The 26,508-nt window shown below is 53.5% G+C and carries 21 protein-coding genes; 12 read left to right on the top strand and 9 right to left on the bottom strand.

Annotated elements, in window-relative coordinates; translation table 11 throughout:
• The first annotated feature begins 109 nt into the window (after positions 1-109).
• Positions 110-1,975 (top strand): PEP-CTERM sorting domain-containing protein, encoded by a 1,866-nt coding sequence (locus Pr1d_RS08490; RefSeq protein WP_148073134.1) that lies wholly within the window; start codon positions 110-112, stop codon positions 1,973-1,975.
• 743 nt (positions 1,976-2,718) lie between these two features.
• A complete protein-coding gene (locus tag Pr1d_RS08485) occupies positions 2,719-3,261 on the top strand; it encodes a TlpA family protein disulfide reductase (RefSeq protein WP_148073133.1) in 543 nt (180 codons plus the stop codon).
• A gap of 142 nt (positions 3,262-3,403) precedes the next feature.
• On the opposite strand, the gene Pr1d_RS08480 is transcribed toward Pr1d_RS08485, so the two are convergent.
• A complete protein-coding gene (locus tag Pr1d_RS08480) occupies positions 3,404-4,495 on the bottom strand; it encodes a transglutaminase-like domain-containing protein (RefSeq protein WP_210417924.1) in 1,092 nt (363 codons plus the stop codon).
• A 386-nt stretch (positions 4,496-4,881) separates the two neighbouring features.
• Positions 4,882-5,385: a hypothetical protein gene (locus Pr1d_RS08475; RefSeq protein WP_148073132.1), complete on the bottom strand. Its 504-nt coding sequence runs from the start codon at positions 5,383-5,385 to the stop codon at positions 4,882-4,884.
• Positions 5,386-5,808: 423 nt separating this feature from the next.
• Between Pr1d_RS08475 and Pr1d_RS08470 the strand changes: the two genes are divergently transcribed.
• Together Pr1d_RS08470 and Pr1d_RS08465 are read left to right on the top strand one after the other, a co-directional pair.
• Complete coding sequence (locus Pr1d_RS08470; RefSeq protein ID WP_168205124.1) at positions 5,809-6,882, top strand: alpha/beta hydrolase; 1,074 nt, start codon at positions 5,809-5,811, stop codon at positions 6,880-6,882.
• A 76-nt stretch (positions 6,883-6,958) separates the two neighbouring features.
• On the top strand, positions 6,959-7,858 hold the full coding sequence (locus Pr1d_RS08465) for an aminotransferase class IV (protein WP_148073130.1): 900 nt from the start codon (positions 6,959-6,961) through the stop codon (positions 7,856-7,858).
• Positions 7,859-7,864: 6 nt separating this feature from the next.
• Here the strand turns inward: Pr1d_RS08465 and Pr1d_RS08460 are convergent, their stop codons facing one another.
• Complete coding sequence (locus Pr1d_RS08460; protein ID WP_238476659.1) at positions 7,865-8,359, bottom strand: TrmH family RNA methyltransferase; 495 nt, start codon at positions 8,357-8,359, stop codon at positions 7,865-7,867.
• Positions 8,360-8,453: 94 nt separating this feature from the next.
• Between Pr1d_RS08460 and Pr1d_RS08455 the strand changes: the two genes are divergently transcribed.
• From Pr1d_RS08455 to Pr1d_RS08445, 3 genes are read left to right on the top strand one after another with little or no spacing between them, the layout of a single operon-like run.
• Positions 8,454-10,331, top strand: a complete 1,878-nt coding sequence (locus Pr1d_RS08455) for a peptide ABC transporter substrate-binding protein (protein ID WP_148073129.1) — start codon at positions 8,454-8,456, stop codon at positions 10,329-10,331.
• Entirely contained in the window at positions 10,328-11,245 is a 918-nt protein-coding gene (locus Pr1d_RS08450) for an ABC transporter permease (protein WP_148073128.1), read from the top strand. The genes Pr1d_RS08455 and Pr1d_RS08450 overlap by 4 nt, the downstream gene beginning before the upstream one ends.
• A complete protein-coding gene (locus tag Pr1d_RS08445) occupies positions 11,246-12,490 on the top strand; it encodes an ABC transporter permease (protein ID WP_148073127.1) in 1,245 nt (414 codons plus the stop codon). It abuts the gene before it with no gap.
• A 174-nt stretch (positions 12,491-12,664) separates the two neighbouring features.
• On the opposite strand, the gene Pr1d_RS08440 is transcribed toward Pr1d_RS08445, so the two are convergent.
• Positions 12,665-13,288, bottom strand: a complete 624-nt coding sequence (locus Pr1d_RS08440) for a non-canonical purine NTP pyrophosphatase (RefSeq protein ID WP_148073126.1) — start codon at positions 13,286-13,288, stop codon at positions 12,665-12,667.
• A 40-nt stretch (positions 13,289-13,328) separates the two neighbouring features.
• A complete protein-coding gene (locus Pr1d_RS08435) occupies positions 13,329-14,528 on the bottom strand; it encodes a hypothetical protein (protein ID WP_148073125.1) in 1,200 nt (399 codons plus the stop codon).
• 304 nt (positions 14,529-14,832) lie between these two features.
• Here Pr1d_RS08435 and sppA point away from each other — a divergent pair, with 304 nt between their 5' ends.
• Complete coding sequence (gene sppA, locus Pr1d_RS08430) at positions 14,833-16,689, top strand: signal peptide peptidase SppA (protein ID WP_168205123.1); 1,857 nt, start codon at positions 14,833-14,835, stop codon at positions 16,687-16,689.
• A 372-nt stretch (positions 16,690-17,061) separates the two neighbouring features.
• On the opposite strand, the gene serS is transcribed toward sppA, so the two are convergent.
• Complete coding sequence (gene serS / locus Pr1d_RS08425; RefSeq protein ID WP_148073123.1) at positions 17,062-18,348, bottom strand: serine--tRNA ligase; 1,287 nt, start codon at positions 18,346-18,348, stop codon at positions 17,062-17,064.
• Between the two features lie 6 nt (positions 18,349-18,354).
• The gene (locus Pr1d_RS08420) at positions 18,355-19,746 is read right to left on the bottom strand and encodes a dipeptidase (protein ID WP_148073122.1); all 1,392 of its coding nucleotides are present in this window, start codon (positions 19,744-19,746) and stop codon (positions 18,355-18,357) included.
• Positions 19,747-19,972: 226 nt separating this feature from the next.
• On the opposite strand from Pr1d_RS08420, the gene Pr1d_RS08415 reads away from it, so the two are divergent.
• Positions 19,973-20,320 carry an ATP-dependent Clp protease adaptor ClpS gene (locus Pr1d_RS08415; protein WP_148073121.1) on the top strand — a complete coding sequence of 116 codons (348 nt, stop codon included), beginning with the start codon at positions 19,973-19,975 and terminating at the stop codon, positions 20,318-20,320.
• Between the two features lie 16 nt (positions 20,321-20,336).
• Positions 20,337-21,602: a tRNA (N(6)-L-threonylcarbamoyladenosine(37)-C(2))-methylthiotransferase MtaB gene (mtaB, locus tag Pr1d_RS08410; protein WP_148073120.1), complete on the top strand. Its 1,266-nt coding sequence runs from the start codon at positions 20,337-20,339 to the stop codon at positions 21,600-21,602.
• A 4-nt stretch (positions 21,603-21,606) separates the two neighbouring features.
• On the opposite strand, the gene glmM is transcribed toward mtaB, so the two are convergent.
• A complete protein-coding gene (gene glmM, locus Pr1d_RS08405) occupies positions 21,607-22,944 on the bottom strand; it encodes a phosphoglucosamine mutase (RefSeq protein WP_148073119.1) in 1,338 nt (445 codons plus the stop codon).
• Between the two features lie 118 nt (positions 22,945-23,062).
• On the opposite strand from glmM, the gene Pr1d_RS08400 reads away from it, so the two are divergent.
• Together Pr1d_RS08400 and Pr1d_RS08395 are read left to right on the top strand one after the other, a co-directional pair.
• Positions 23,063-24,169, top strand: a complete 1,107-nt coding sequence (locus Pr1d_RS08400; RefSeq protein WP_148073118.1) for an FAD:protein FMN transferase — start codon at positions 23,063-23,065, stop codon at positions 24,167-24,169.
• Positions 24,170-24,250: 81 nt separating this feature from the next.
• Positions 24,251-24,907, top strand: coding sequence for a DedA family protein (locus Pr1d_RS08395; protein WP_148073117.1), 657 nt, complete (start codon positions 24,251-24,253; stop codon positions 24,905-24,907).
• Here the strand turns inward: Pr1d_RS08395 and Pr1d_RS08390 are convergent.
• A complete protein-coding gene (locus Pr1d_RS08390; RefSeq protein ID WP_148073116.1) occupies positions 24,904-26,415 on the bottom strand; it encodes a DUF1598 domain-containing protein in 1,512 nt (503 codons plus the stop codon). The two genes, Pr1d_RS08395 and Pr1d_RS08390, sit on opposite strands and share 4 nt — an antisense overlap.
• Positions 26,416-26,508 lie beyond the last annotated feature (93 nt).

Raw genomic sequence — 26,508 nt, 5'->3', positions numbered from 1 at the left:
CTAACCGCTTTTCATTTGACATCCCCGAAATCCCCAATGAAAATGGAACTAACCGTCGGCAGGGTCACCGGACGCCCGCTGGCACATACCATCCGAGAGAGGCACTTCTATGCGTTTATTGATGAGCATTCAATCTAGTTCCCTGGTCCCAAGGCTAATGGAAGTAGGACGGGCACTCCTGCCCGTCTTCAGATCAACGGCCAGGAGTGGCCGTTCTACGGGAAGCGTATTGGTTCCACGCTGGCTGGCTGGTCTCGCTGTGCTGACTCTCGTCGGCCTGCAATCGTCTGTTCATGCAGATTTGAGCGTCGTGGGTGATACGGACCCAACTCCGGGAAACATTAGCGATGCTGGAGGACCAATCGGCGGTGATCTCATCATTGGCGATACGGGTATTGCCGGCTTGTTCATGGACAGTTTTCCACCTTTCTCTGGTACACTCGCACCGATCGAATCCGACAACGGCATCATTGGCAATCAGGAAGGGAGCATCGGCGCAGCCACGCTGGAAGATTTCAATGGCGGCGATTGGATCGTTACTAATACCTTTTTCCTCGGCAATGCTGGACAAGGCTTTCTTGATCTGTCTGATAGTGCCAGCGTGGAGGCCCTTGACTTTGTTGTTGGTGCATTAGAGACGGGTGACGGCGTCGGCACAATCACTGGACAAGGATCAAGGATTATTACCGACGGACTCATCGTGGGCGACTTCGGTACTGGGCAACTTGACGTCAACGCTCGTGGAATCCTCGTCTCTGGTGACGGAGGGAGCGATTCGATTATCGGCAACGAGAGCGGCGGCGTGGGTATCGTCAACGTGACCGGCATCGGCTCCCGCTGGAATGTGGGTACCTCCGGCACCAACGCCAATCTGTTTGTAGGTAATGGTGCCTTGAATCTCCTCGACCCGGGGCAGGGAACTCTCAACATTGCCAATCGAGCCATAGTACAAGTGGCCGGTTCGACGTTTATCAATCGTGGCGGGCAAGTTGTTCTTTCCACCGGTGGTCGTTTGCGGAGACTTCCTTCTGCAAGTGGATTGATTGAAATCGAAGGTGAACTCTATGGCGACGGCTATGTCGACGGTCCCGTTCTCGTCGGACCTTTCGGTCAGATAGGCAGTTCGGCTGGTGATGTTACCTTTCGCGATAATCTGGTCTTCTCTGGTCCGGTCGATAACTTCGGCACTATCTTTGTCCAAGATGGTCAAATGGATTTCAACGCTACACTCCTACCGTTGATCAACAACTTCGAAATTGTTGTCCGCAATGGTGTGATGAATTTCCCTGCGGGTCTGGAAAACGAGCCGGGTGGCACGATCTCCATCGGCGGCAACAGTACATTGCATGGGCTAATCAATAACAACGGCGGCGATATCCAGATTCTTTCTAACAGCGAAGTGCTCTTCGTCGGTGATTTGACCTTTACCTCGGCCGGACTCTTGGGACTCGCAGCCGGTCCTTCGGCAGGAACGCTCGATATCACCGGAACTGCCGACTTGACCGACGCGATTATCTCGCTGGACTACTCGGCGGGCGTGCTGCCAACCCCAGGCGACAGCTATCAACTGCTGCATGCAGTGGGGGGAGTTACCGGTACTTTTCCACAAGTGGCGTCGGCTGGAGGACGGCTCTGGGACATCGACCTGATGGGTACCACAGATACGCTCTTTGCCACAGCCACCGCGGCCATCGCTTTGCCAGTTGGAGCCGACTTCAACGGCGACGGCATTGTCAACCAACTCGATATGCAGATCTGGCAGAATAACTATGGCCGGACCGCGCCTCCTGACTTGTCTGCACTGGGCGACGCCGATGGCGACGGCGACGTCGATGGACTGGACTTCCTAAAAATCCAGCAGCAGTATGGTGGAATGGGTATGCCCCTGACAGCCGCTCTAGCCAACGTCCCCGAGCCCAGCTCGCTCGTGCTGATGCTCGGCGCCGTACTGGGATTCGGCCTTCGTAGGCGCTAGAGAAAGACGAAGGGGCTAGGAGTGGGGGGCTGGAGGCTGGGGAAAATGCGACGATGTATGTTCCCAGTCCTGAGCCATCAATTCTCAACCTCCCTCCATGCCGTAGGCCATAACGAGTAACGCGAGTTCCGGCATCTCTCCCGGGCAAGAGTTCTCCCCAGTTCAGTGCCGGAACTGCGCACGGCTTGTTCCAGCCTACGACCAGACCCAAGCCCCCAGATCCTAGCCCCTTCTCTCTCCTCCCCGTCCAAAAATCCCCGGTGGCGGTTTGCCCTGAAATCGCGATAATGGGCGAGGGAACGGTTTTAGCTATTGGCTATTAGTGGGCAGCGAGCCGGGGCGTCCTCGACCCCGACACCATAGCCGCCTTTCACTCCGCGAAAGTAGGGCTACTTTCGGCGGAGCGAAAGGCGACGAACATGCAAAGAGCTTCCTCGCAACGTTCAGTGGCTAAGCGAACTGTCATCCCGAGGTACTCCGAGGGATCTGGCCAGATTTCTCGGAGTACCTCGAAATGACAAGAAGTGGATTCCCGAACTCACAGATAATTTTTGTTCAAAAACTCAAAAAATTATGCACGCGGACGATGAGATTTACCCCTGTTTTTATCGAACTGAATGACAACATGACGGTGCAGAAGGGAATTAATTATTTTTTGAAAAGCGGTTTTTTCCAAAATCGAGAGCTCCTCTCTTCACGACGCTCTGCGTCGGGGCGCGGCTAACCTCTAACCTCTCACCACTATGCCATCTTCCAAACGAACCACTACCGGTTGGGGTGAAATCCTCGGTTTTGCCTTGCTGGCCACAGCGTTGGCGGTGATCGTCTGGCCGAGAGGCAGCACGGGATCACTTATTGCCGAGGGGACACCGATGCCGGAGTTGATGGCCGAGGGGTGGGTGAATAGCTCGACCGCGCCGTCGCCGGCGAGTTTGCGTGGTGAGGTGGTGTTGGTCGATTGCTGGGCGACCTGGTGCCCGCCGTGTCGTGAGTCACTTCCCAAATTGGCCAAGCTGTATGGGAAGTACCAACCCCTGGGCGTGGAGTTTATTGGTCTCACGCCGGAAGGGGGATCCGCCCACCAAGCAGTCAAGAACTACATGGCGACAGTCCCCGGCTTCGATTGGCCCGTGGGCTACGGAGCGAATCCCACGCTGGACATGCTCGGAATCCAATTCTTCCCAACCTTGATCCTGTTCAACAAAGAGGGCAGGGCAGTGTGGTCGAGCACTTCGACCTACGGCCTGGAAGACGCGCTGGATGCAGAACTGGGGAAGAGGGGGTAGTGGTGAGTGGTTAGAAGTGACTCATACTCGAATCTCCTCTGCGGCCTAGCCGCGATGCAACGCATCGCAGGGGAAAAAATGGAGCCGCGCGATGCGTTGCATCGCGGCTACTTTCTCTAACCACCAGCCTCTAACCTCTATCTCACAGTTGCTCCCGAATGTACTTCACCGTCGGTTTGCCGCTGCCGCGTACGGGGACGCCGATGAGGTAGTCGCTGGCGTAGCGGAGCCGTTCGCGGGGGCGTTCGGGGACACGGAAGTTGTCGCCCTTTTGCATGATGACACGTGGGGTGGGCATCTCGCCGAATGCACGCATGCCGGAGGATTCCGAGGGAAACCAATGCAGGTTACCTTCCTCATCGGCCAAGCAAAACTCGGGGTAGCAATGTTCATGAACCCATACCAGCCGAGCGGGGACCTTGTCTGCCCGGCAGAGTGCGACGAACAAGGCACTGATGTCGTGGCAATCGCCGCTCCCTTCGGTGAGCGTTTCGACAGCCGTCTTGTCGTCGCCTTCGACGTATTTGACGTTCTGTTGAACGTAGTCGTAGATGGCTTCAACACGCTGCCAAGGGGTGAGAGGAAGAACTTCAGGAGTTGCTTCGGTTTCTTCGGCGACTTCGTCGGTTGATTCGTCATCGTCCGCTGAAGCAGTCTCGCCGTCGGAAGACTCGTCGTCGGAGGGTTCCTCTGGTTTTACCTCGAAGATCTTGCGAAGGGTCTTGCGGATCTTGCTGTCGGTAGATTGGATGTAGTCGCTGCGGCCGAGGTATTTTTTGAGGTGACGATCGGGCCTTTCGGGAACAACGAGCAGCGCCGTTTGATCCTCCTCGGGGGGGAGAATCGTGCTGGTAGTGACGTCGAAGGTGACAATCGCGTGGGCTTCCTCGCCGCCGGCGAGATAGGGGATATTGATGAGCATTTGGCGTGCTCCCCCATCGAGCAGCCGATAGTCGACCAGATCGACGCCAGGAGAAATATCCTCCTCGGCGATTTGCACATCCTGCTCCGCACACTCAAACGGCACGGCCACCATCGCGACGACGTTTTGGACGGGCCCCCGCTTGGCGGTGATCGACGCACCAACCCGATAGCGCACCACCTGGGACTGGCCAAGATTCAGGAGCGGGTCGACATCGGTCGCTTCCTTGATCTGCGCCAGGACAATAGAGGACGTGCTGAGGGCGACCAGCAGGGTGAGAATGGTAGGAAAGGATCGAGCGAGGAAAATCATACCGGTTCTTTTCGATGTAGTGCGATGCGAGTGGTGGCGCAATGCCGGAACAGTGCTACCGCTCGTTCCGGCCTACAAGTATTACGCCACTACTTCCATTGTAGCTTGGCGAGAGGGCAGGGTGGTCGCTGTCGACCAATTTCTACGCGAAACAGAGAGTGTTTCTGATGGGCGTTGCCCCCCCTACAGAACGCAGCGCATGAAAAAGCCGCTCGACCGCGTTCAGGATGGCACGGTCGAGCGGCACTCAAGGTAGGTCGTGGTTGCGCTTGCTCCGAGTGGCTTTGGTAGACCCAGTTACTGGGCGGTGGGAGGTTTACTCTCTACCAGCTGAGCCACACGAAACGTCGCATCCAATGGTTCTACATATTTCTTTTTTCTTTGAGTTATTCTTCTTCCTTCTCAGGATAGTTAGCGCGACTTTCGGGAGCAGGACCCGGTGTGATCGTTGTCTCAGGGCTGACAAATGTCTGCCCGCTGGGCATGTAGGTTTCGCCTTCTCCCATTTCAAACGTGCCAGGATTGTATCCGCCGGACCAAGCGCCCTGGCAGGGATCCGTGGGGCAGCACATGTTGGCACAGGGGTCGTAGCAGGGTTGGCACATCGGCACACACTGGGGTACACATTGTGGAATGCACTGCTGTTGGGGAACGCACTGTTGCTGCGGCGCAACCATTTGCTGCATCACAGGGGCTTGTTGCATTACGGGAGCTTGGGGGGCAACGTACGGGGTTCCCAACGCGACAGGGGATCCCATCGCCGCCGGGGTAACGGTTCTCGTCCCGCAACGTGCCCCGCGATGGAGCCAATTGCGAAAACCCGAACAACAGCCGGAGTTGGCGGTCGTTAAAACCGTCAACGCCAGCAAAAGTAATATATTCCTTCTCATTCGTAAGTCTCCTCGGCGGGGCACCCGTGGCGGGTGGAGTGGGGAGGGACGGTTGGTTCGTAACGGCTTTGCTGGTGGGAGACTATTGTTACCATCGTAACGAATAGTCAATTCGCAAGTGTGATCGAACGGCTTGGTAGCCATCCCAATCCGCAAAGCCATCTTCTAACCGGTGGGCTACGAAACTCTACAACATGCTGCGTGATGTGCAAACGCAACGGTAGAATTTTTTTGTGGTTTTTTTCCGACACGCGCGCCTATTACATGCTACGTTTGTTTAGCCACGTAGCTGAGTCTCTGGAGAGACTCGGATTTCTTGCGACGTTGTCGCTCTGACTCGGAGAGTCGGACCTACGTGAAATGATACGACTCGGAGAGTCGTGCTATTCTGAACAGTACATATTGTTTGGACGGAACCAATCCATGAACGAACATGACAATTCGCTCATTTATTCGCTTCGTTGTCTGAAGTCTCTCGCGATTGCGCTCGTTGTTGCGCTGATGCTGGTGAGCGCCGCAACAGCTGCGCCGCCGTTCGCCCCACCCCCTACGCCTCCCCAGGCCGACGAGATTCTGCTCATTAGCACTCGCGAGATGGGTACCACTTGTGACCCTACGAAGATGGAGCGGGAGTTAGTCTGCCGAAGGTTGACAATTGATTCTGAGGGGCATCCAACCTGGGACGACTACGATTGGCACAATCTGCAAAGTCCATCCTCCAGCCATCTTAAGACGGTTATCTATGTCCACGGTAACCGAGTGGAACTTGGTAACGACGCTGCCGAAGGGATGGCTGTGTACGACTCATTAGTACGTGCCCGGAGCAAGCAGGAACCCTTGAGATACATCATTTGGTCCTGGCCCTCCGGACAAATCCCCGGATTAATTAAGGATTACAAAGTCAAAGCGGAGCGTACAAACGAGGTGGCCTGGCAATTGGCCTGGTTTGTCGATCAAATGCCTGCGGAGATGCAAATATCGCTAATGGGATACAGCTACGGCGCACGCACTGTCAGCGGTACTATGCATCTACTCGGCGGGGGCCAACTCGACCAATTGCGATTCACCCAGCGGAAGCATCCGAATCGGCCTCCAGCACGAATCGCGCTCGTTGCGGCCGCATTTGATGCCGATTGGCTTCTCCCCGGTGAAATCCACCAGCGAGCCCTCTCCCAAACGGACCGCATGGTCGTGGTGACCAACCGTTTGGATCCTGCAATGCGGTTCTTTCGGCTCAGCACGCGTCACAGTCGGGTCGACGCATTGGGGCTCGCAGGAGTGCTTAACCGAGATAGACTGGGGACCGCCTCGAATCGCATACAACAGATCGATGTCACCGCCGAAGTAGGTCGTAGTCATGTGATTTACGATTACCTTGCCGATGAGCCCAAGATGAACCGGATGTGGCGGCAATTGCTAGGCGATTCTAATGATGTGGACCATGAAGCGGTAATTCCTGCCTATGCCCACATCAATTCCCGCTCCGAGCGAAGATAGGCGTCCCACCCACTTTTGACGCGTTTACTGCAATTTGCAGATTCCTAAACTCGTCCCGACTCGTCATATTGGCGGGATGAATTCTTCAATCGCATATTTAGATGGCATCTGGATTCCCGCATCCCAACTGAGCATTGCCGTGGACGATTTGGGTTTCCAAATGGGAGTCACGCTTACCGAAAGGCTGCGCACCTTTGGGGGTCGTCCGTACCGAGCGGATGAACACTTCGCGCGACTGGAGCATTCTCTAGAAATCGTGGGTTGGGATTCCAAGACACTTTGCAGGGAGGTCTCTGCAGCAGTTGAAGAGTTCATGGACCGCAACGCAGAGTACGTTACCAATGGGGACGACTGGAATATCGTTGTCTTCATCACGCCGGGCAGGTCTGCTGATGCTAGCGGTCCCACCGTGTGTGTGCACGGCCACCCCCTGCCCTTTCAGCAATGGGCACACCAATTTGTGCAAGGTGTCTCGGCTTCGATTGCCGATTCCCGTCAGGTTCCTGCCAACTGCTGGCCGTCTGAGCTCAAGTGTCGCAGCCGGATGCATTACTACCTAGCTGAGCGTCAGATACAGCAAGCAAGTCCCGACGCACGGGCCATCCTTTTGGACCAGGAGGGTTATGTGGGAGAAGGAACCACCGCCAATGTCATTGCCTACTTTGGTGATTGTGGGTTGGTGACACCCCGTCGTGACAAGGTTCTCCCAGGTGTCAGCCAGCAAGTGGTTTTTGAGCTTGCCCAGTCGCTAGGAATTGAGCAGCAGGAGAACGATCTCCTGCCTGCAGAATTGGCCAAGGCTGATGAAATCTTTTTCACCAGCACCTCAATCTGCCTGCTCCCTGTCGTGCGGCTCAATGAATTGCCAATTGGCACCGGCAAGCCGGGGTCGATTTACAATCGGCTTCTGGAAGCGTGGTCCCAAGAGGTAGGGCTCGACATCGCCGCCCAAGCACAGAAGTTTGCGATTCGGTAGAACGAGTCATCCGTCAGGCCACTGACGGCAGTATTCATAGAGTGCCATCGTGGTGGCGGTTGCTACGTTGTAACTAAAGGGCATTCCCCAAACGGGGATTTCTACTACGTCGTCGAGCAACTGCAAGACATCCGGCGTGAGCCCTGTGCGTTCGTTGCCAATTACGAGCGCGGATTTCCGCTCAAAGGTGTATTCGTGCATGTTGATGGAATCGGTGGTCTGCTCCAATCCTACAAGACGAAAACCTTCCTTCTTGAGTTTCGAAAGCACGGGCGGCAACGTACGGTGGCTTACAATACGAATCGCATCGGCGCCGTCGCGGGCAATTCGGCGTTCTAGCTTGGCGGGTCCAGTGCAGAGTATCTCATCAAGTCCACAGCAACTAGCAGCCCGGGCGATTCTTGAGAGGTTCACATTGCTCCGCAGTGGAGCACACACAAGCAGTAATTCGCGTGGTTGCGAGAGTGTACGAGGCGGCTTGTGGCGTTGATGTTCAAACAACCGTGAAAATCTCCTTTGAGCGAATCGGAACTTAACGTTAAGCTGACGCATAGTCTAACACTTTGCTCGCTTCAAGAGATGCCGATTTTTGCTTATGTCGCCCACTTCCCGCAGTCTGATCGCCTGTCTCTTGCTGGGGAGTCTGTTGCTGGGAGCGGTATGGACGACACTTGGAGGTGGTCTGCCTCCCGCAGATTTCACGTTTATCAACGAGAGCGAGATTAAGAGCGTTGATCCGGCTTTGATCACGGGACAACCTGAGGGTCGAATTGCATTTTCTATCTTTGAAGGATTAGTTCGAAATGATCCCAAGACATTGGAGCCGATACCAGGCGTGGCCAAGCGTTGGGACATCTCCGAAGATCGCCTCGTATACACTTTTTACTTGCGAGACGACGCTCGCTGGTCCGATGGATCGGACGTTACGGCCGACGATTTCGCCTACTCATGGCGGCGTTTCCTCGACCCTCGCACGGCGGCCGAATACGCCTACCAAGCGTGGTACATCAAGAATGCCCATGACTATAGTCTCGGTGGCAGTGGGATCAAACCTGGTGACGAAGTTGAGGTGGAACTCAATCTTCCCCCCGACGCGATCAATACGCTGAGAGGAGAAGTTCTTCATGGCGACCTCGTCCGCATAGTTCCTCGGAGTGAGGATGAGCGCGATTTTCTTGTCGAGATCGATGGCAGAGAAACTATGTATCGCCCGACGGACGACACCGAAGCCGCAAAAAATGACCCGCCCGAGGGAGTCACCTGGTGTCGACAAGTGCTCTTGGATTTCCGACAAGTTGGAATCAAAGTAGTCGATGACTTGACTCTGAGGGTCACACTAGAAAATCCTACCCCTTATTTCTTGGGACTGGTAGGGTACTATCCGTTGTTTCCAGTCAATCAGAAGTGCTTGGAAACTTATGGTGCTCCTGATTGGACCAAGGCAAGAAACGTCGTCACCAACGGCCCCTACAAGATCCAGTTTCGCCGAATTCGCGATCGCATTCGGATGATAAAGAGCGACCAGTATTGGAATCGCGAGAATGTCCGCTTGGAGGTTGTGGACGCGTTGGCTGTGGAATCACTTACGACTGCTCTCAATTTGTATCTGACCGACAAGGCCGACTGGATTGGCGACGTTCCGCCTCCTGCAATGCGAGAGTTAATACGCGAGGAACCTGCGCGCAACGATCTCAACCCAGCCCCCTATTTGTCGAGCTATTTCTACTTGATCAACACACGGCGAGAACCCTTGGACGATGTACGAGTTCGTCGGGCTTTGTCTATGGCGCTTGACCGTGAGGAGATCACTTCCAAGTTGCTTCCTGCAGGGGAACTACCAAGCTTGAGTCTGGTATCTCCAGGGATCGAGGGTTATCGAACGCAAAACGCAGAAGCTGAGAACCCTGCGTTAGCAAGACAACTCTTAGCCGAGGCGGGTTACCCCAAGGGTCGTGGATTCCCACGACTAGAGATACTTACGAATACTCACGAGGCTCATCAAGCGATTGCCGAGTTGATCCGCAAGCAATGGCAACGTGAGCTGGGCATCACGGTGAAGACCCGAAATGAAGAATGGGGAGCTTACAACACCAGTATGCGCCAAGGCAAATATGACCTCGCCCGTCGTGGATGGATCTCTGACTACACCGATCCAAACACATTTCTCGACATGTTTACTACGACGAGTGAACAGAACAGCACCGGCTGGAGTAACGCTCAGTATGACGAACTAGTCGATTCAGCCGCAACTGAGCCAGATCCTGACAAGCGTTTCCGCCTGCTAGAACAGGCCGAGCGAATCTTGCTCGAAGATCTACCGCTAATACCTATCTATACGTACGTCTCCAAGAACATGGTGAAGCCCTATGTTCGCGGGTTCTACAACAACGTGCGTGATGAACACCCTGTGTCGGATATGTGGATCGACCGTTCACTCAAATCTCCCAATGAATTCATGCGAGGCCGACCATGATCCGTTTCATGCTGCGGCGGCTATTCTGGATGGCTATCACTCTGCTGGTAGTTTTCACCGTGTCGTTCTTTCTTATGCGCAGTGTACCAGGTGGCCCCTTTGATCGAGAGCGAGTCCTTGAGCCAGAAATCATGAAGAATATCGAAAAACGATACAATCTCGACAAACCGCTCTATCAACAGTTCTTGCTGGAGTTAGGAAAGGTCTTGCGAGGCGATCTGGGATATAGCTATAAGATCAATGATTACTCAGTCAACGAGATTATCGCTGAAGGTCTGCCAATCTCTGTAGCACTGGGGTCGCTTGCCTTAGTTTTTGCCACCACACTGGGACTAGTTGCGGGAGTAACTTCCGCCGTGCTGCGGGGCACATGGGGGGACGTACTCTTGATGCTGATCGCTACGCTGGGGATTGCGCTCCCCAACTTTGTGATCGCGGGAATCTGCATCATCTTGTTTGTATTTCTAATTCCTCTCTTCCCTGCAGCAGGCTGGGGAAACTTTAATCAACTCGTACTCCCTGCGTTTTGCTTAGGTGCCCCCTACGCGGCCTATATAGCTCGTATCGCACGCACCAGTATGCTCGACGTCCTTTCGCAAGACCACATCCGCACAGCGCGTGCCAAAGGTGTCGGACCGCTACGCCTGATCTTGGTCCATGCCCTTCGAGGTGCTCTACTGCCAGTGGTTTCGTTTATTGGACCTGCCGTGGCGGGAATTCTGACAGGTTCCCTCGTAGTGGAACAGATTTTTGCCATCCCAGGACTCGGCTCCCACTTTGTTCAGGCGGCACTTCAGAAGGACTATACCCTCGCTATGGGTCTGGTATTGTTGTATACCGTGCTGCTCTACTCAATGAATTGGCTGGTCGATCTGTCCTACGCTCTGCTCGATCCGCGCGTGGAGCTTTCCTAGATGTCAGCGCCTAAAACAAATGAGATCGAATTGTCGCCACCCGCTGCACTAGTGTCGGCTCAGGGGATGTCGCTCTCACAAGATGCCTGGCGGCGACTCCGCAAAAATCGGGTCGCAATGCTCTCCTTGGGGACGTTGATTACCATTTGCTTGCTGGCTATTCTAACTCCACTCTTGCCACTTCAGCCTCCCGATCATGCCCAAACAGCCCTGCAATATGAGCATCCGACGGCATCTCCTTTCTGGGTGGCAAGCAGGACTCTCGACGAGGACGAAGTTGCGCGAACTCCGAAAATAGTGTCCGAGTTATACAAAGAACTTGCCACTCTCAAGGAAAGTTATGAGCACACAACGATCGATACAGAGGAACATGCTAATGCCCGCAACCTAGTACGGCGCAAAGAGGCCGAGATCCAGGATACAATCCAGGCTCCTTATCGAAAACTAGGTTATCCACCACTCGGGTTTCTTAGCCGTTGGATGGTGCAAGCCCGGTTTTCACTATTTGGCGACCGGAATGTCAATTCACTCTGTGGCCGAGACCTCTTGGGGCGCGATCTGCTGTCACGATTGTTTTGGGGAGCAAGAATATCACTCCTGGTGGGTTTGGTCGCGACGATTGTTTCTTTGGTGATCGGAGTGAACTATGGTGCAATCTCAGGGTACTGTGGAGGTTGGATCGACGACGCGATGATGCGACTAGTCGATGTACTCTATTCCGTGCCTTTCATATTCGTCGTCATCTTTCTGCTCACTATCCTTAGTGAAGAATCCATTGCCGATGAGTTGGCCTATTGGGGAATCAACCGCATCACGGTTTTCTTCCTGGTAGTGGGCGCTATCTATTGGCTCACCATGTCGCGTGTTGTCCGTGGCCAGGTGATTTCGCTCAAGCACGAACTCTTCGTCGAGGCAGCAAGGTCGCTGGGGGCCAGTCAAACGCGAATCGTTTTTCTGCATCTATTACCGAATCTATTGAGCGTAGTGCTTGTCTATCTCACTCTGACTATCCCACGCGTCATGCTCTTCGAGGCATTTCTGTCATTCCTCGGCTTGGGCGTCGAACCGCCGGACGTCTCCTGGGGACTGCTGGCCAACGAGGGTATCAAGGTGATCACGCCGGTGAAAATCTATTGGTGGTTGATACTGTTCCCCAGTCTTGCCCTTGGAACAACCTTGCTTGCCCTAAACTTTCTGGGAGATGGCATGCGCGATGCACTTGATCCACGTCTGCGAGACGCGTGAAAATGGGCTTTGTTAAATTAGGCAAAATCCAAAGGCAACTTTTTTCCAACAATCCTTTTTGACAATCGCTGGGTGAAGTGCTAGATTCTGGGCATTCATCTGACTGCTCTCTTTTTATTGAGCTGTTTCGAATGTCATTCGTTCGAAACGGCTCTTTATTTTTGCGCGAGCCAGTCATCTCCATTCGTCTGAAGCTGCTAGTACTTCCAACTGCGGTACGATTGCCCGCAGCGCCCGAGCACGATGGCTAAGTGCCGACTTCACATGGGGACCAAGTTGGCCGAAGGTTTGATGATATTCGCGAATTTCAAATAAGGGGTCGTAGCCGAATCCATTGTTTCCAGCTGGCACGGTACGAATTCGGCCTCGGCACTCACCCCAACTCTCAGCGCAAACTAATCCAGTGGGATCGGCTACTGCAATATGACAATAGTAGCGCGCTCCCCGCTTCTCCCAGGGAATGTCTGCCAACTCAGCGAGCAACTTCGCGTTGTTGTCGGCATCGGCCGCCGTGGCACCTGCAAACCGGGCAGAGAAGATCCCCGGAGCACCATCGAGTGTGTCAACTTCGAGCCCGCTGTCGTCGGCCATCACCCAGCACTTCAGGTGAGATGCCTGCTCAGCAGCCTTCTTGCGAGCATTCGCTGCGAAGGAATCGCCATCCTCAACAACTTCCAAGGCGTTTGGATAATCTTTGAGAGTTTGGATATGAAACCCATAGGGTCCCAACATCTCAGACAGCTCACGGCCCTTGTGTGCGTTGGTGGTCCCAATCACGAGTCGTCGCGCTGCACCCATTATTCACTACCCATTTTGAACTGGTCGCTTAAAGCACCAGTCAATTCCGCGCATAAGCCGAACTAATAGACTTCCGCGGCACTGAGACAACCTCAGGAATGATATCAAGCGGCAACCCAACACAACGCTTGGGATGAAATCCTGTGGCAGTCTTCCCATAACCCTGAGAGAACAGATTATTAAATCGCTGCTTCTGTAGATTCTCCAATTGTCGATCCTGGGCAGCAGGCTTCTCAAACACGTTGTTAGGAGTGGCTGCTCCAAAAGTGTTGATAATAATCTGGGCATCGCGAGAAGTGAGTGCGACCCGGCCGTCCGCCAGTTTCTGGCCTTCCTCGAATGATCCCACGGTCACATAGCTTTCGACTCGATCATGGAACTCGTAGGCCTCCCAGCCTTTTTCACGCAACGCAAGCGTCAGTTTGTGAGCATTTTCTGCCTCGGTAGCTAGCGGAACGGAGTCGGAAGCTTTACGTTTTGGCTGATCTTCTTTGGTAGAGTTTGAAACAAGACTCACCTTGCCACGAAACGTCGCAACTCGAATCGAATACTTACCGGGACACTTCATTAGATTGTATTCTAGGCCTTCGTTCCATTTCGCGACCTGCGCCTCAACTCCCTGAGGCACAAAGTACTCCTTAGGCAAGAGGGGATTTCGCGTGAGAAATGCATGTCCCATTGGTCCACGTTTCTTGTTTGGATTGAGCTTTTCTCGCAAGGATTCATGATACTGACGAACAAGTGCAAGGCTCTGATCGGAATCATGAATGTCCGTTTCGGTAAGTGCTTTGGGAGAGAGATGCTTAATAACTTCCAGCAAGTCCTGACCTTCTGGATCGTCTACGGCCGGGAAATCGCCGACGAGCACTGCATGCTCAACTACCTGATCGCCTCGGTTGTAGCGACGTTTGATAGGGGCTCCGTAGTCATCAATACCCCGACCAGGATTGATGTCGTCCATCTCGAATTTCATGCCGTAGTAGTAGGCAGGGAGATTGTATTTGCTCCGAAGTTCCAAGATCAATTCCTCGGCCTGGGACTTGCCCGTCTCACCACTGAATGAGGCCGCCATCACGAGCCAAGGCCCTTGAGTTTCACTCAGTGAATAGTCCTGTTGCGGGTCGGCCTCAACCTGCTTACGCGGGACCAATTGTTGCCACAATGGTGGCGCAGCCTGAATCAAGTCCAAGTTGTGGATGGAGCAGACACCAAGGAACAGTAGAAGCCACGTGTGTCGCATAGAAATTCATTCTCCTCGCTAGGCGGAATCGTTCCGTAAGTCGTGATAGCGGCGGGAAAATAGCAGACTTCCGCGCCATATTCTAGGTCGATCTCAGCGGGTCCTGACGTATCGAAGGAGGGATCTGCCAGAATACCCGCCTCCAAACCTCGAAAATCCTGCAATCAGGCATTTGCCCGGCAGAATCGGGGAAGAAATAACGGTATAATGCAATATTGTTTCATTTCGAGCGAACTACTTTTGACAACGGTGCCTGCATTGGCATAAATCTTGAAATCTAGAACTGCTAACTATGGGGTCCAACATGCGATCACGTTTCCTTTCGACCGATGCTGTGTTGCTGGCGATGCTAGCGTGTCTTTCTTTCGCCACATCTCTGCAGGCAGATACGGCGACTGCTGAACCCACCGAGAAAACTCAGGAGGCAACGGCGTCAGACAAAAATGTCGAACCAAGTGCCGAGAAGAAAGACGTAAAAGTTCGCCTGGCACATATCAAGATCGAAGGAGAGCTTCCCGAGTCGGCTGGTCAAATGTCATTCTTTGGTGATCTAGGTCTCGACCTTCGCAAGACAATTGCTCGGCTGGACAAAGCTGCGAATGACAAAAAAGTCGACGGAATAATCTTAGAAATCGGCAGTGCTGCCCTCTCCCGTGGCAAGCTAAACGAGCTGCGTGAGGCGATATTGAATATTCGAAAGAGCGGCAAGAAGGTATTCGCCCAACTCGAATCTGCTGATGGATCTCAATACTTACTTGCCAGCGCTTGCGATGAAATCATCATGCCCGAGGCAGCTGTAATCGTGATTCCGGGTGTGCAATTGCAGATAGCCTACTACAAAGAATTGCTCGGCAAGATCGGTGTCGAAGCAGACATGCTTCATGTGGGTGAGTCCAAGGGAGCTGCTGAGCCACTTATGAGGCACAATATGAGTGAGCCGGTGCGCAAGAATCTTACCGCTCTGGTAGATGACCTCTACGACCAGATGCTCACAACCATCGCCGCAGATCGTGATTTGCAAATCAAGGAGGTGAAACGTATCGTGAATCGCGGCCTGCTCACCGCCAATCAAGCGAAGTCCGCCGGGCTCATAGATCGCGTGGAATACTACGATGAGTTTCGTGATGAGCTAAAGCAGGAATACAAAGCTGACCAGTTGGTTTATGTCATCAACTATGGCAAGCAGGAAATCGATACTGATTTCTCCGGTCCAATGGGGATGATCAAACTGTTCCAATCCATCATGGGTGGTTCCTCAGGCGGCGAGTCTAGCAAAGGACCTAAACTTGCTTTGGTCTATGCCGTGGGTGCCATAACTTCCGGAAAGAGCGAAAGCGGCTTTGGAACCGAGGTGATGGGATCAGAGACGATCGTCAAGGCTCTGCACGAAGCTGCTAAGGATGAAAACGTCAAAGCAATCGTCTTGCGCATCAATAGCCCCGGCGGTTCGGCACTTGCAAGCGACATCATTTGGCGCGCCACACAGGCTATCGACAAGCCGATAATCGCCAGCATGGGAGACGTAGCCGCCAGCGGAGGCTATTACATCGCCATGGGTGCCGACAAGATCATCGCCGAACCAGGCACGATCACCGGATCGATTGGAGTGGTGGGTGGCAAACTCTCTTTGGCGGGATTATTTGACAAGATTGGCGTCTCGACCGACTCGATCAACCGTGGCGAAAACAGCAACATATTCTCCTCGACGACGAAATTTTCTGAAGGAGAGCGCAAAGTTGTCACCGATATGATGCAGGACATCTATCGCCTGTTTACGACCAAAGCAGCCGAAGGCCGGAAGATGGATCTAGATAAACTGGAAGCTCTCGCCGGAGGGCAGGTCTACACGGGCCGCATTGCCAAGCGGAACGGCCTCATCGACGAAGTCGGTACCCTCAAAGATGCTTTCCAGACAGCGAAGACCATGGCCGGTCTCGATCCCGATAAGAAATACGAACTTCTCATTCTGCCAGAGCCTACCAATCCCTTGGAGGAACTGTTCGGCACGGACCTGGACAAAGAGCGTGAGACTCATGCTCTTAGTAGCTTGGGACAATTGGTGCCTGAATTGGCCGGCTCCTTAAATCACGCAACCCAACTTCGCGGCCTGATGCGCGAGCGGGCGATGCTATTGATGCCGTTCTGGGTTGAAGTGAAGTAGCGAGTGGAGGGGAAGATGAGCTTGACGGAAGTGCCCGTCTTAGCTTTTTGAATACCTCAGGTATTATTGCCAAACTGAAAACAGGAATACAAATAGCCCGCAGATTACGCGGATGATCGCGGGTTATATTTATTCTCAATTTCCCAATTGATTTCCTCGCTAAGTAAGGAGCCAATCCTAGGATCCAGGCCAATTCACACTACATCCGCGTGATTCGCGGGCCAATTTCTTTTCAGTCTGAGTATTATTGTATTCGTTTATTGCTGGATTAGTAGCAAGCGTATTCGCGCCATGGCTTGATTTTGTACCCTCCGGCATCTCCAACCAGATCCCTCGGTCGTGAAACTCCCTCGGGACGACATTTTACACCCTTTACTCCTCAGCCGTCCCGATTCGATCTTTACCCACCCACTTTCGCAAGACCTCAGGTACAACGACCGTACCATCGGCTTGCTGGTAGTTTTCCAAAATGGCAATCAGCGCCCGACTGATAGCGACGGCAGTGCCGTTGAGCGTGTGGACCAGATGGGTTCCCTTTTCACCTTGCACTTTGTAGCGGATGTTGAGGCGACGAGACTGATAGTCGGTGCAGTTGCTAGTGCTGGTGACCTCGCCGTATTCGCCATTCTTGCCGCGACCGGGCATCCACGCTTCCAAGTCAAACTTGCGATAGGCCGGGCCACCCAGATCGCCTGTGGCCGTGTCGATGACCTTGTAGGGAATTCCCAGGCCGTCGAAGATTTTGCACTCAAGATCGCAGAAATATTGGTGCATCTCCTCGCTTTGCTCAGGGAGCGTGAAAGCGAACATTTCCACTTTCGTAAACTGGTGGACTCGGTATAGACCTCGCGATGCTCGACCGGCTGCTCCGGCCTCGGTGCGAAAACAATGGCTCACACCACACATTTTCAGTGGAAGTTGGTCTCGATCGAGCACCTCGCCCGCATACAAACCTCCCAGGGTAATCTCGGCCGTGGCGACTAGATTGAGATCGTTGTTCTCGACGCTGTAAATTTGCGTCTCCGGCCCGCGAGGAATAAACCCAACTCCCTGCAGGATTTCATTGCGGGCCAAGTCTGGAGTGATCGTGGGAATAAACCCTTCAGCCACAAGGAACTGCATTGTGTATTGCTGAAGTGCCAGTTCCAATAGAGCCGCTTCGTTTTTGAGAAAATAGAAACCGTTGCCAGCGATACGCGCACCACCCTCAAAGTCGATTAGATCATGCTGCTCAGCGATTAAGACATGATCAAGGACAGGGAAGCTGAACTTGCGAACCTCGGTTTTTCCACGGCGGAATTCGCGAGCGTGATGTTCCTCACCCACAGGGGCATCGGGATGTGTGAGGTTTGGCATGCTGCGGTAGATGGCCCCTGCCTCAGCCGCAAGCCGATCAACTTGCTCCTGCTTGACGTCCTTCTGTTCTCGTAGTGTGCGGCCTTCTTCTTTTCGCTGCTCACGTTCAGCATCGTCTTTGGCCTTACCGATGGATTTGCTGACAACATTCGCCTGGCGGGAAAGCTCCTCGATTTCCTGCTGCATCTGACGACATTTGCTTTCCAATTCTACAAAGCGATGCACATCAGCTTTCACGCCACGATTAACGCAGTTCTTTTGAACAACGTCGGGGTTTTCGAGAATATATTTCTTGTCGAGCATATTTGTCTAAGTATCCTGATTAATCTTGGCCAGTTTGTCCCACAATGCAGCACTGGTGCGAATGCCACGCTGAAAATCTGCTAAAGTGAATTTTTCGTTGGGAGAATGAAGATTGTCATCATTCTGTCCCCAGCCCAACAGGAGCACATCAGCATCGAGTATTTCAGCAAATTTGTTGACAATGGGAATTGAACCCCCTTCTCGCATGAAAACTGGGCGTTTGCCAAACCCGACCTCAATCGCGTCCGCTGCCGCAGAGAGATAGGGACTCTCCAGCGGAATGACTATACCCGGGGCACCATGATAGTCGACCAATTCCATGGTAATCCCGGCGGGAACCAGAGGTTCGAGCAATTTCTTGAGCCCTGCCGTTACTTTCTTGGGGTCTTGCTGCGGCACAAGGCGGAAACTGAATTTTGCCGACGCTTGCGAAGGGAGCACTGTTTTGGCCCCTTCTCCTTGATAACCTGAGGTCAATCCACACACGTCGAAGGTTGGACGTGCCCAGCGACGTTCCAGTGTGCTGAAGCCCGCCTCGCCGGTTACTCCGTTGATACCGAGTTCCTGCTCGAACGCATTCTGATCAAAAGGCAAACCTTGAAACTCTTCACGTTCTCGCTCGGTCAGTGGAACAACATCATCATAGAACCCTGGAAGTTGAATCCGACCCTCGTCATCAATGATTGCAGCAAGCATCTTACTCAGGGCAATCGCTGGGTTTGTCACGCCTCCACCGAAGACACCCGAATGGAGGTCGCGGTTTGGACCTGTTAGATGGACTTCGTAGTAGGCAATGCCTCGCAAGCCATAAGTAATTGCAGGCACCCCGGGAGCAAACTGACTCGTATCGCTGATCACCACACAATCACAAGCAAGCTTTTCGGCGTGTTCCCTGAGATAGCTTTCCAGATGTTCGCTGCCAACCTCTTCTTCCCCTTCGATCAGGAATTTTACTTGCAATGGCAGAGAACCATTTGACTTCATCCAGGCCTCTACACTCTTCACGTGGGTGAGCATCTGACCTTTGTCGTCGGTCGCACCTCGGGCATAGATTCGTCCATCGCGGATCGTCGGCTCAAACGGTGGGTTCGTCCACTTGTCAAGCGGATCAGGGGGCTGGACATCGTAGTGCCCATAAACGAGCGCCACGGGTGCGCCCGGTACGGGTGCTGTTTCGGCGTAGACCAGGGGATGTCCCGCAGTCTCGATTAACTCTGGACTAAGCCCCATTCCACCGAGATGCTCGACCAGCCATCCCGCAGCCCGCTTCACATCGGGCGCGTACTTCGAATCGGCGCTGATGCTCGGTATTCTCAATAACTCCGAGAGATCGACGACATATTGTTCCTGTTGCTTTTCAACGAGATCGAGGACTCGATTTACAGTAGATTTTGTCACGGCAGAAAGCAGTTTTTGAGGGTAATGGTGCCAAGGTGTTTCCTCATCCTAGGGGCATCCAATATAATGTCTGTTCCTTAATCCCGCCACCTGATCTGGACAGTCTGCAGGAGGAGACTTGGTTATACATGTCCAGCTCGACCGTCGGTGGTAGGTTAGCGGCCAACTGGATGCGAACTAGTTGCCGCAATTATGCTACGTCCTCACTTCGATTGGAAGAAAAGCGATGAATTGGCAAGATGATGATCCAGGTGGGGCAGTGACAGTCGCCCCAGCCAAACAGGAAGCTCCCGAGCGAGTCCACGAACGGCAACCTCGCTATAACGTTCTCTTGTGGGACAGCGACGACCACACCTTTGAATATGTCGAGAAGATGCTGCGAGAATTGTTTGGTCATGAAAAAGAGCAGTGCAAGGAAATTGCAAAAGGCGTTGACAAAGATGGCAAGGCCGTGGTGCTGACCACCACCCTCGAACATGCTGAGCTCAAACGCGACCAGATCCATGCCTATGGCAAAGATAATCTTGAGGGGAGCAAGGGCTCCATGTGGAGCACAATCGAGGCGGTAGAGTAGAAGGCTTAGGTATTCGATGAAACTGAAAACTGTTACCCTAGGCTGCAAAGTCAATCAATACGAAACAGAATTCCTGCGCGAGGGACTTCTAGGGATTGGATACCAGGATGCCACCCTTGAGGACCCTGCCGACCTTTGCGTCGTTAATACTTGCACGGTCACCTCAGAGGGAGATTCCAAGAGTCGGCAGATTATCCGTCGTTTGGCGAGGGAGAATCCTGCGAGCAAGATTGTTGTCATGGGTTGCTATGCGACACGTGCTCCAGAAGAAGTCGCAAAGCTTCCCAATGTGACCGAAGTCCTTACCGACAAACGAGAGCTTGGCGACCTGCTGGGTCGGTTTGGCGTGACCGACGTGCCGACGGGCATCTCTGGCTTCGGACGACGCCATCGAGCGTATGTGAAGGTTCAAGATGGCTGCCTGCTGCGATGCAGTTTTTGCATTATCCCCATGGTTCGTCCCGAACTAGCCAGTCGCCCTACGCTGCATATTCTTGATGAGGTGAGGCGGCTTGTCGACAACGGATATCGTGAAGTCGTACTCACCGGCATCCATCTGGGCCACTATGGCGTCGATTGGAATCGCTACCAGCCGAAAGAGAAATGGACTAGACTTTCACACTTGGTCCGTGCCATTGCAGAGTTGCCCGGGGATTTTCGCGTTCGACTTTCTAGCATTGAGGCTACCGAGGTAACTCGGGAACTAATCGAGGTGATGGCCGAGAATCCAGACAAGATTTGCCCCCATTTGCACATTTCCATGCAGAGCGGCAGCGACAGTGTGCTTCGCCGCATGCGCCGCCGCTGGGGGAGCCGCCGATTCATCGATCGCTGCCAATTGCTCAAAGAACGGTTGGACCAGCCGGCAATAACTACCGATATTATCGTGGGATTTCCGGGAGAGACGGATCAGGAATTTGCGGAAACCTGCGAGACGGCTCGGCAAGTTGGTTTCTCGAAGATCCATATCTTTCCCTTCAGCGCCCGCCGGGGGACTCCCGCCGCTGATATGCCTGAGCAACTTCCCAAGTCCACTAAGCAAGAACGTCTGCAGGAATTGGCTCGCGTCGAGGACGAATTGCGCGACCGCTATTATTCCATGCTGCAAGGCAAGCAACTCCGCGTTTTGGTAGAATCGCCTCTGGATGATCGCCTTGGTTTTTCAGTGGGAACCTCCTGCCGCTACGCGCCGGTGGTGGTCTCCAATGACTTGGCAAGCTGTGGTGAATTTGCGGATGTCAATGCTGGGACTCATATCGATGGCCGCATCGAATCAGCCTAACCCGTTAGCCCAGCAATTCTGCCGTTTCGTCACATAAGCGTTTTGCTTCCGTGGGCGTAGGTGCCTCGGCAAAGATTCGCACAATTGGCTCTGTGTTACTCGCACGAATGAGTAGCCATTTTCCAGGCCAATCAAGCCGTAGACCATCCAGGCGGTCCGCCGTGGCATCGGCAAAGTGCTTCTCCAAGAGGTTGAAAGATTCCGCGACCTTCTCCGCCGAGAGCGTTACTTTCGATTTATGGATCGCGTATTGAGGCAGCTCGTCAGCAAGCGCGCTGACTGGCATTTCTCTCGCCGCCATCGCGTCTAAAAGCAGCGCCATGCCCACAAAGCTGTCACGGACCAGGCCGACGCGTGGATCGATCACGCCACCGTTCCCTTCCCCGCCCAACACAGCGTTCACTTCCAGCATTTTGTCAACGACGTTGGCCTCCCCCACTTGTGAACGAAAGAAGGGCACACGATATTTCTCTGCCAAGTCTTGTGTCATTCGGCTGGTTGAACAGTTCGTTACCACAGGTCCAGGTTTGTGCCGCAGTACATGATCAACCACCATGGCGAGAGTGAATTCTTCGCCCACATAGCGTCCTCGTTCGTCGATCACCGCCAGCCGATCCGCATCAGGGTCTTGGCAAAAGCCGACGGCAGCACCCTGTGTACGCACCTCTTCTAGAACCGACACAAGATTCTCGCTCGTTGGTTCAGGCAGATGAGCAAACTGACCGTCGGGCGTACCGCCCAGTACCGTCACTTTGCAACCCAGCGATTCCAACATCGGCACCGCCAGCACACTCCCTGAGCCGTGATTGGCGTCAACCAATACTCGAAATTTGCAAGCTCGGATCCGCTCGACGTCGCAGTTCGCGAGCACCAATTCCTTGTGAGCCGAAGTCGTATCCTCAATGACTCGAGCCTCGCCTGATTGGTCGAGAGAGATACTACACGGCTGTTGCGATTGATAACGGTCCAGCACTCGCTGACCCGCGGCGGCGGGAATTACTCGTCCTGTGGTATCAAACAGTTTCAGCCCATTGTACTCACGAGGATTGTGACTCGCGGAGATCTGAATCCCCCCGGCCGCCTTCAACTGTCTTACTAGGACGCCGGTAGTAGGGGTTGCAGCAACCCCAGCGTCGAGACATTCACGCCCTATCGATTTCAGCGCCGAAGAAATCGCTGTAGCCAGCATCGGCCCCGATTCGCGGCCATCTCGTGTTACCACAATCGGCCCCGATGGCAGCTCATGTGCAAAGGCAGATATGTAACACATCGCTACATCGGCAGTAAGAGACTCACCCACGATTCCGCGGAGGCCCGAGACGCTGATAACTAGATGACTCATGAGATTCCTGGATATTTGCCGCTCGATTTAGTTCATTCAGAAAAATACTAACAATATTCTCGTTAAAGCAAAACCATCGCCCTGCCCCGCTGACTGCTTAAAGGGCTATAATTGTTGCATGGAAGAACATCACCACCACTCCCGGCGATCTTTTTTACAAGGGAAGGCAGCGGCGGAGACGCTTGCCAAGCAAGCCCTGGAGTGGCTGGAATCTAAAACTGCGCTAATTGACCGCTTACCCTCCGATCCTGCCCTCCACGTCCGAGCGAGTCGCCGGGCAATGGCTTGTGAATTCGCTGTGCAGTATCATCGGGCCGATCGCCAAGCCGCCGGAGACTTTCTCGATGCGTTCGATATGATTGAAGCGGTTGAAGACGAACTTACCATTTATCGCGATGTAAGTTCTGTCGTCGAAATTAACCGGCACGCCGCCGAAAGTCCGGTGGAGGTGAACGGTGAGTTATTCGGCTTACTGGAGCTTAGCCTCAACCTCTTTCAGGCAACCAAGGGAGCCTTCGATATCACGAGCACTCCTCTTTCCCGGGTTTGGGGATTTTTGAAACGCGCGGGGCGGCTTCCCGACGAGCTGGAAATCACCGAGGCCCTTTCATGCATGGGTAGCGATCAATTGGAACTTAGTAGCCAAGACCAGACGATTCGATTCCTTCAGCCTGGGATCGAGATCAATTTCAATTCCATCGGCAAAGGTCATGCACTGGATCGGGTTGCTGAGCAGCTGGATGAAAAAGGAATCGGTGACTATCTCTGGCACGGCGGCAGTAGCAGTATCTTGGCACGGGGTCGCAATCGAGCCAGCCTCGATGAGTGCTGGAGCATCGGTTTGCGGCATCCGCTGCAGCCGGAATGCCGAATTGCCGAATTTCATCTGCGAAATCGATCACTCGGTACTGCGGGTGGAGCGACCCAGTTTCTTGAAATCGATGGTAAAAAATATGGCCACATACTTGATCCCCGCACAGGTTGGCCCGCCACTGGCACTTATACATCCACGGTACTAGCCCCCACGGCAGCAGAGGCAGACGCCCTGGCAACTGCTTTCTATGTGAGCGGTGTTGAAGGAGCAGCCGATATCTGCTCGAATCGCCCAGATGTTGGTGCCGTCTTGGTATGCCCTACTGAAAATGATGCCAAGATTAGAATTCACGCCTATAACATGCACTCCGAAGATTGGACTCCATCGCAGGATTGGCAAGTGTCGATATAGACAGCGTCGAATCGCACCTACTATGGGGAACCACAGTTTTTATCTCACCCACTTTAACCTTCAAAACCGAGAACGACGGACGTGGATGTTTTGATCGAAAGTGGCGGGTATCTGGGAATAGTCTTCTTCCTGCTGTTGACGGGTTGTGGGCTTCCCATCCCCGAAGAAGTACCGATCGTATTGGCAGGGATAGTGAGTTCTCAAGGGAATCTGAATCCCGGCTTCGCTTTCTTAGCCTGCGTCGTAGGTGCCTTGCTTGGCGACACAGCAATGTACGCCATCGGTTACCACTTCGGTCATGGCTTGGTCATGCGCCATCCCAAGCTTAGCAAGCTCGTAGGCGCGCAGCGCGAAGAATACTTCGAGCAGTCCATCCAGCGGCATATGTTCAAGGTCATGCTACTGGCTCGCTTTATGGTCGGAGTGCGAGCACCAGTGTATCTCTCCGCAGGAGTTGCTCGCGTATCATACCGCAAGTTCATTCTTTACGACTTGTTTTGCGCGACATTAGTCGTCGGAACGTTTTTCACCGTGGCCTATTTTTTTGGCGACAGCATCGTAGAAACAATCCGTGAAGCGGAGGTGGGTTTCACTCTGTGCGTGATCCTCGTGCTCTTGATTGGTTTCTTATGGTGGCTACGCCGTCAGAGGCAACAGGTCCTCGATGAAGTCCTCGTTCGTCATACAAGCAAGAACGATAGAGTTGATGAAGTATCGAAAGAGCAGAGTCTCGACTAATCCCACCACCAGCTTTCCGTCGACGCAGTCTTCTTCACTTGGGCAACGTTCGTTAGCTGCTTTGTATTGGCAGACTCCACCTCAAGTGCTCGGCGACTGTCGACCCAAACACCTCCGCTAATCCCCGCAATGATCTGTCGTCGATTGATCAGCCGATGATTGACTACCGTTTGTACTTCACCTGGAATTCGCATTGTCGGCAACGGTAGCCTCTCCGAATCTCCTAGCAAAGTGGGGTGCCAACCGGACCGTTCGAGCAGATGCTCTCTGTCGATGATCGCCAATAGAAGCGCCAAGTCAAAAAGATACTCCAATTCACCGTAAAGCGGATATCTCATGCTAACTTGGTCGAATTCAGCAGTGAAAGACTTGGCAAAACGTTCATTGAGCTCCTCAGATTGATGCGTATGGACACGCTTCCCACGGGCAGCCAAGAGCTCATTCTCGCTCAACACTTTCACTCCACTGCCTGGAAGCCGAAAAATCTCGCGATCGTCATCGGTGACAACCGGACTGTGATTCAATGCAAACCACCAACGCAACACGCTCATCGGCGGAGCAGATCCGTCAGCATCCAATTCCACTGTGTCAAGGTAGCTGGACACCCCAGCGACACTGTCCGCGAGTCCCATGCCGATCAACTTCATGTGGTAGTCGGCCACAAGCAAGACGAGAGCCGCATGGCTATTGGGCGTGAGCCCAAAGAATTCGACATCTTGACTGCCGAGTGTATCGCGAAGTCCCGCAAGCCAATTCTTTCTACCACCGGGTTCGAGCGGTTTACCGCCGGTTACTTGGAGATACTCTTGAGTCGCTGCTAGGGCCGCTTGGCGCGGCACAATCGAGCAACCGAACGGTGACAACACATCAGGGCGCCGCCAGAGGGTTAGCAAGTCGTCTAACCGCAATACAGCGATGCCGGTCTTTACGCCAACTAGAACTCCATCCTGGCCAACATGCCAATCACCAGCAGGACCTGCAAGGATTAGATCCTTAGTTTTTGGATTGATGACCACATACTCGACACGCTGCAAACCCGCCAAGGTGAGCATTTCGGCAGGAAGCGGCTTGCCCATTCGCTGGTGCTCGCCGATGGCTTGCTCCAACCGAGGCAAAGAAACGAAACGCAAGGGGGAAGGGCTTCGTACGTCAGTTGCTGCACCAATCGAGGGGGAGCTAGGTGTTCGTCGCAGCTTCTCCGAAGAGGTAAGTGAGTTTGCAAACCGCAATGTCCCTTGAGCGTCTGCGTAAACTCCATTGATTGAAAACGGCGAGATCTCTCCTTCGCCAGTTCCATTTTCCATCCAGGAATCATAGGCCACCGTAGACTGGATCAAATCGATCAGAGAATCAAAATCTGCTTGGGCAGCACCCCCCGCTGCACCACTATTACTCGCCGATCCAATAGAGTTAGTCGACTGCTGAGCGACTAAAGCCGATTGCAAGCAAAGCCCAAGCAAGCCCCAAGCAACCACAAACTGCCATCGTCCACAGAGAAAGAAAAGCATGCCACTTGTTCCTTGTTGCCAGTGTGCCCCCAACTGATTCTACGGCTAAACGTATCCTGAGAACATGTCCCCATAGCGTGAAAAGATAAAATT

Source organism: Bythopirellula goksoeyrii (assembly GCF_008065115.1).
Lineage (GTDB): Bacteria > Planctomycetota > Planctomycetia > Pirellulales > Lacipirellulaceae > Bythopirellula > Bythopirellula goksoeyrii.
This window is presented reverse-complemented; position numbering and strand designations above follow the sequence as displayed.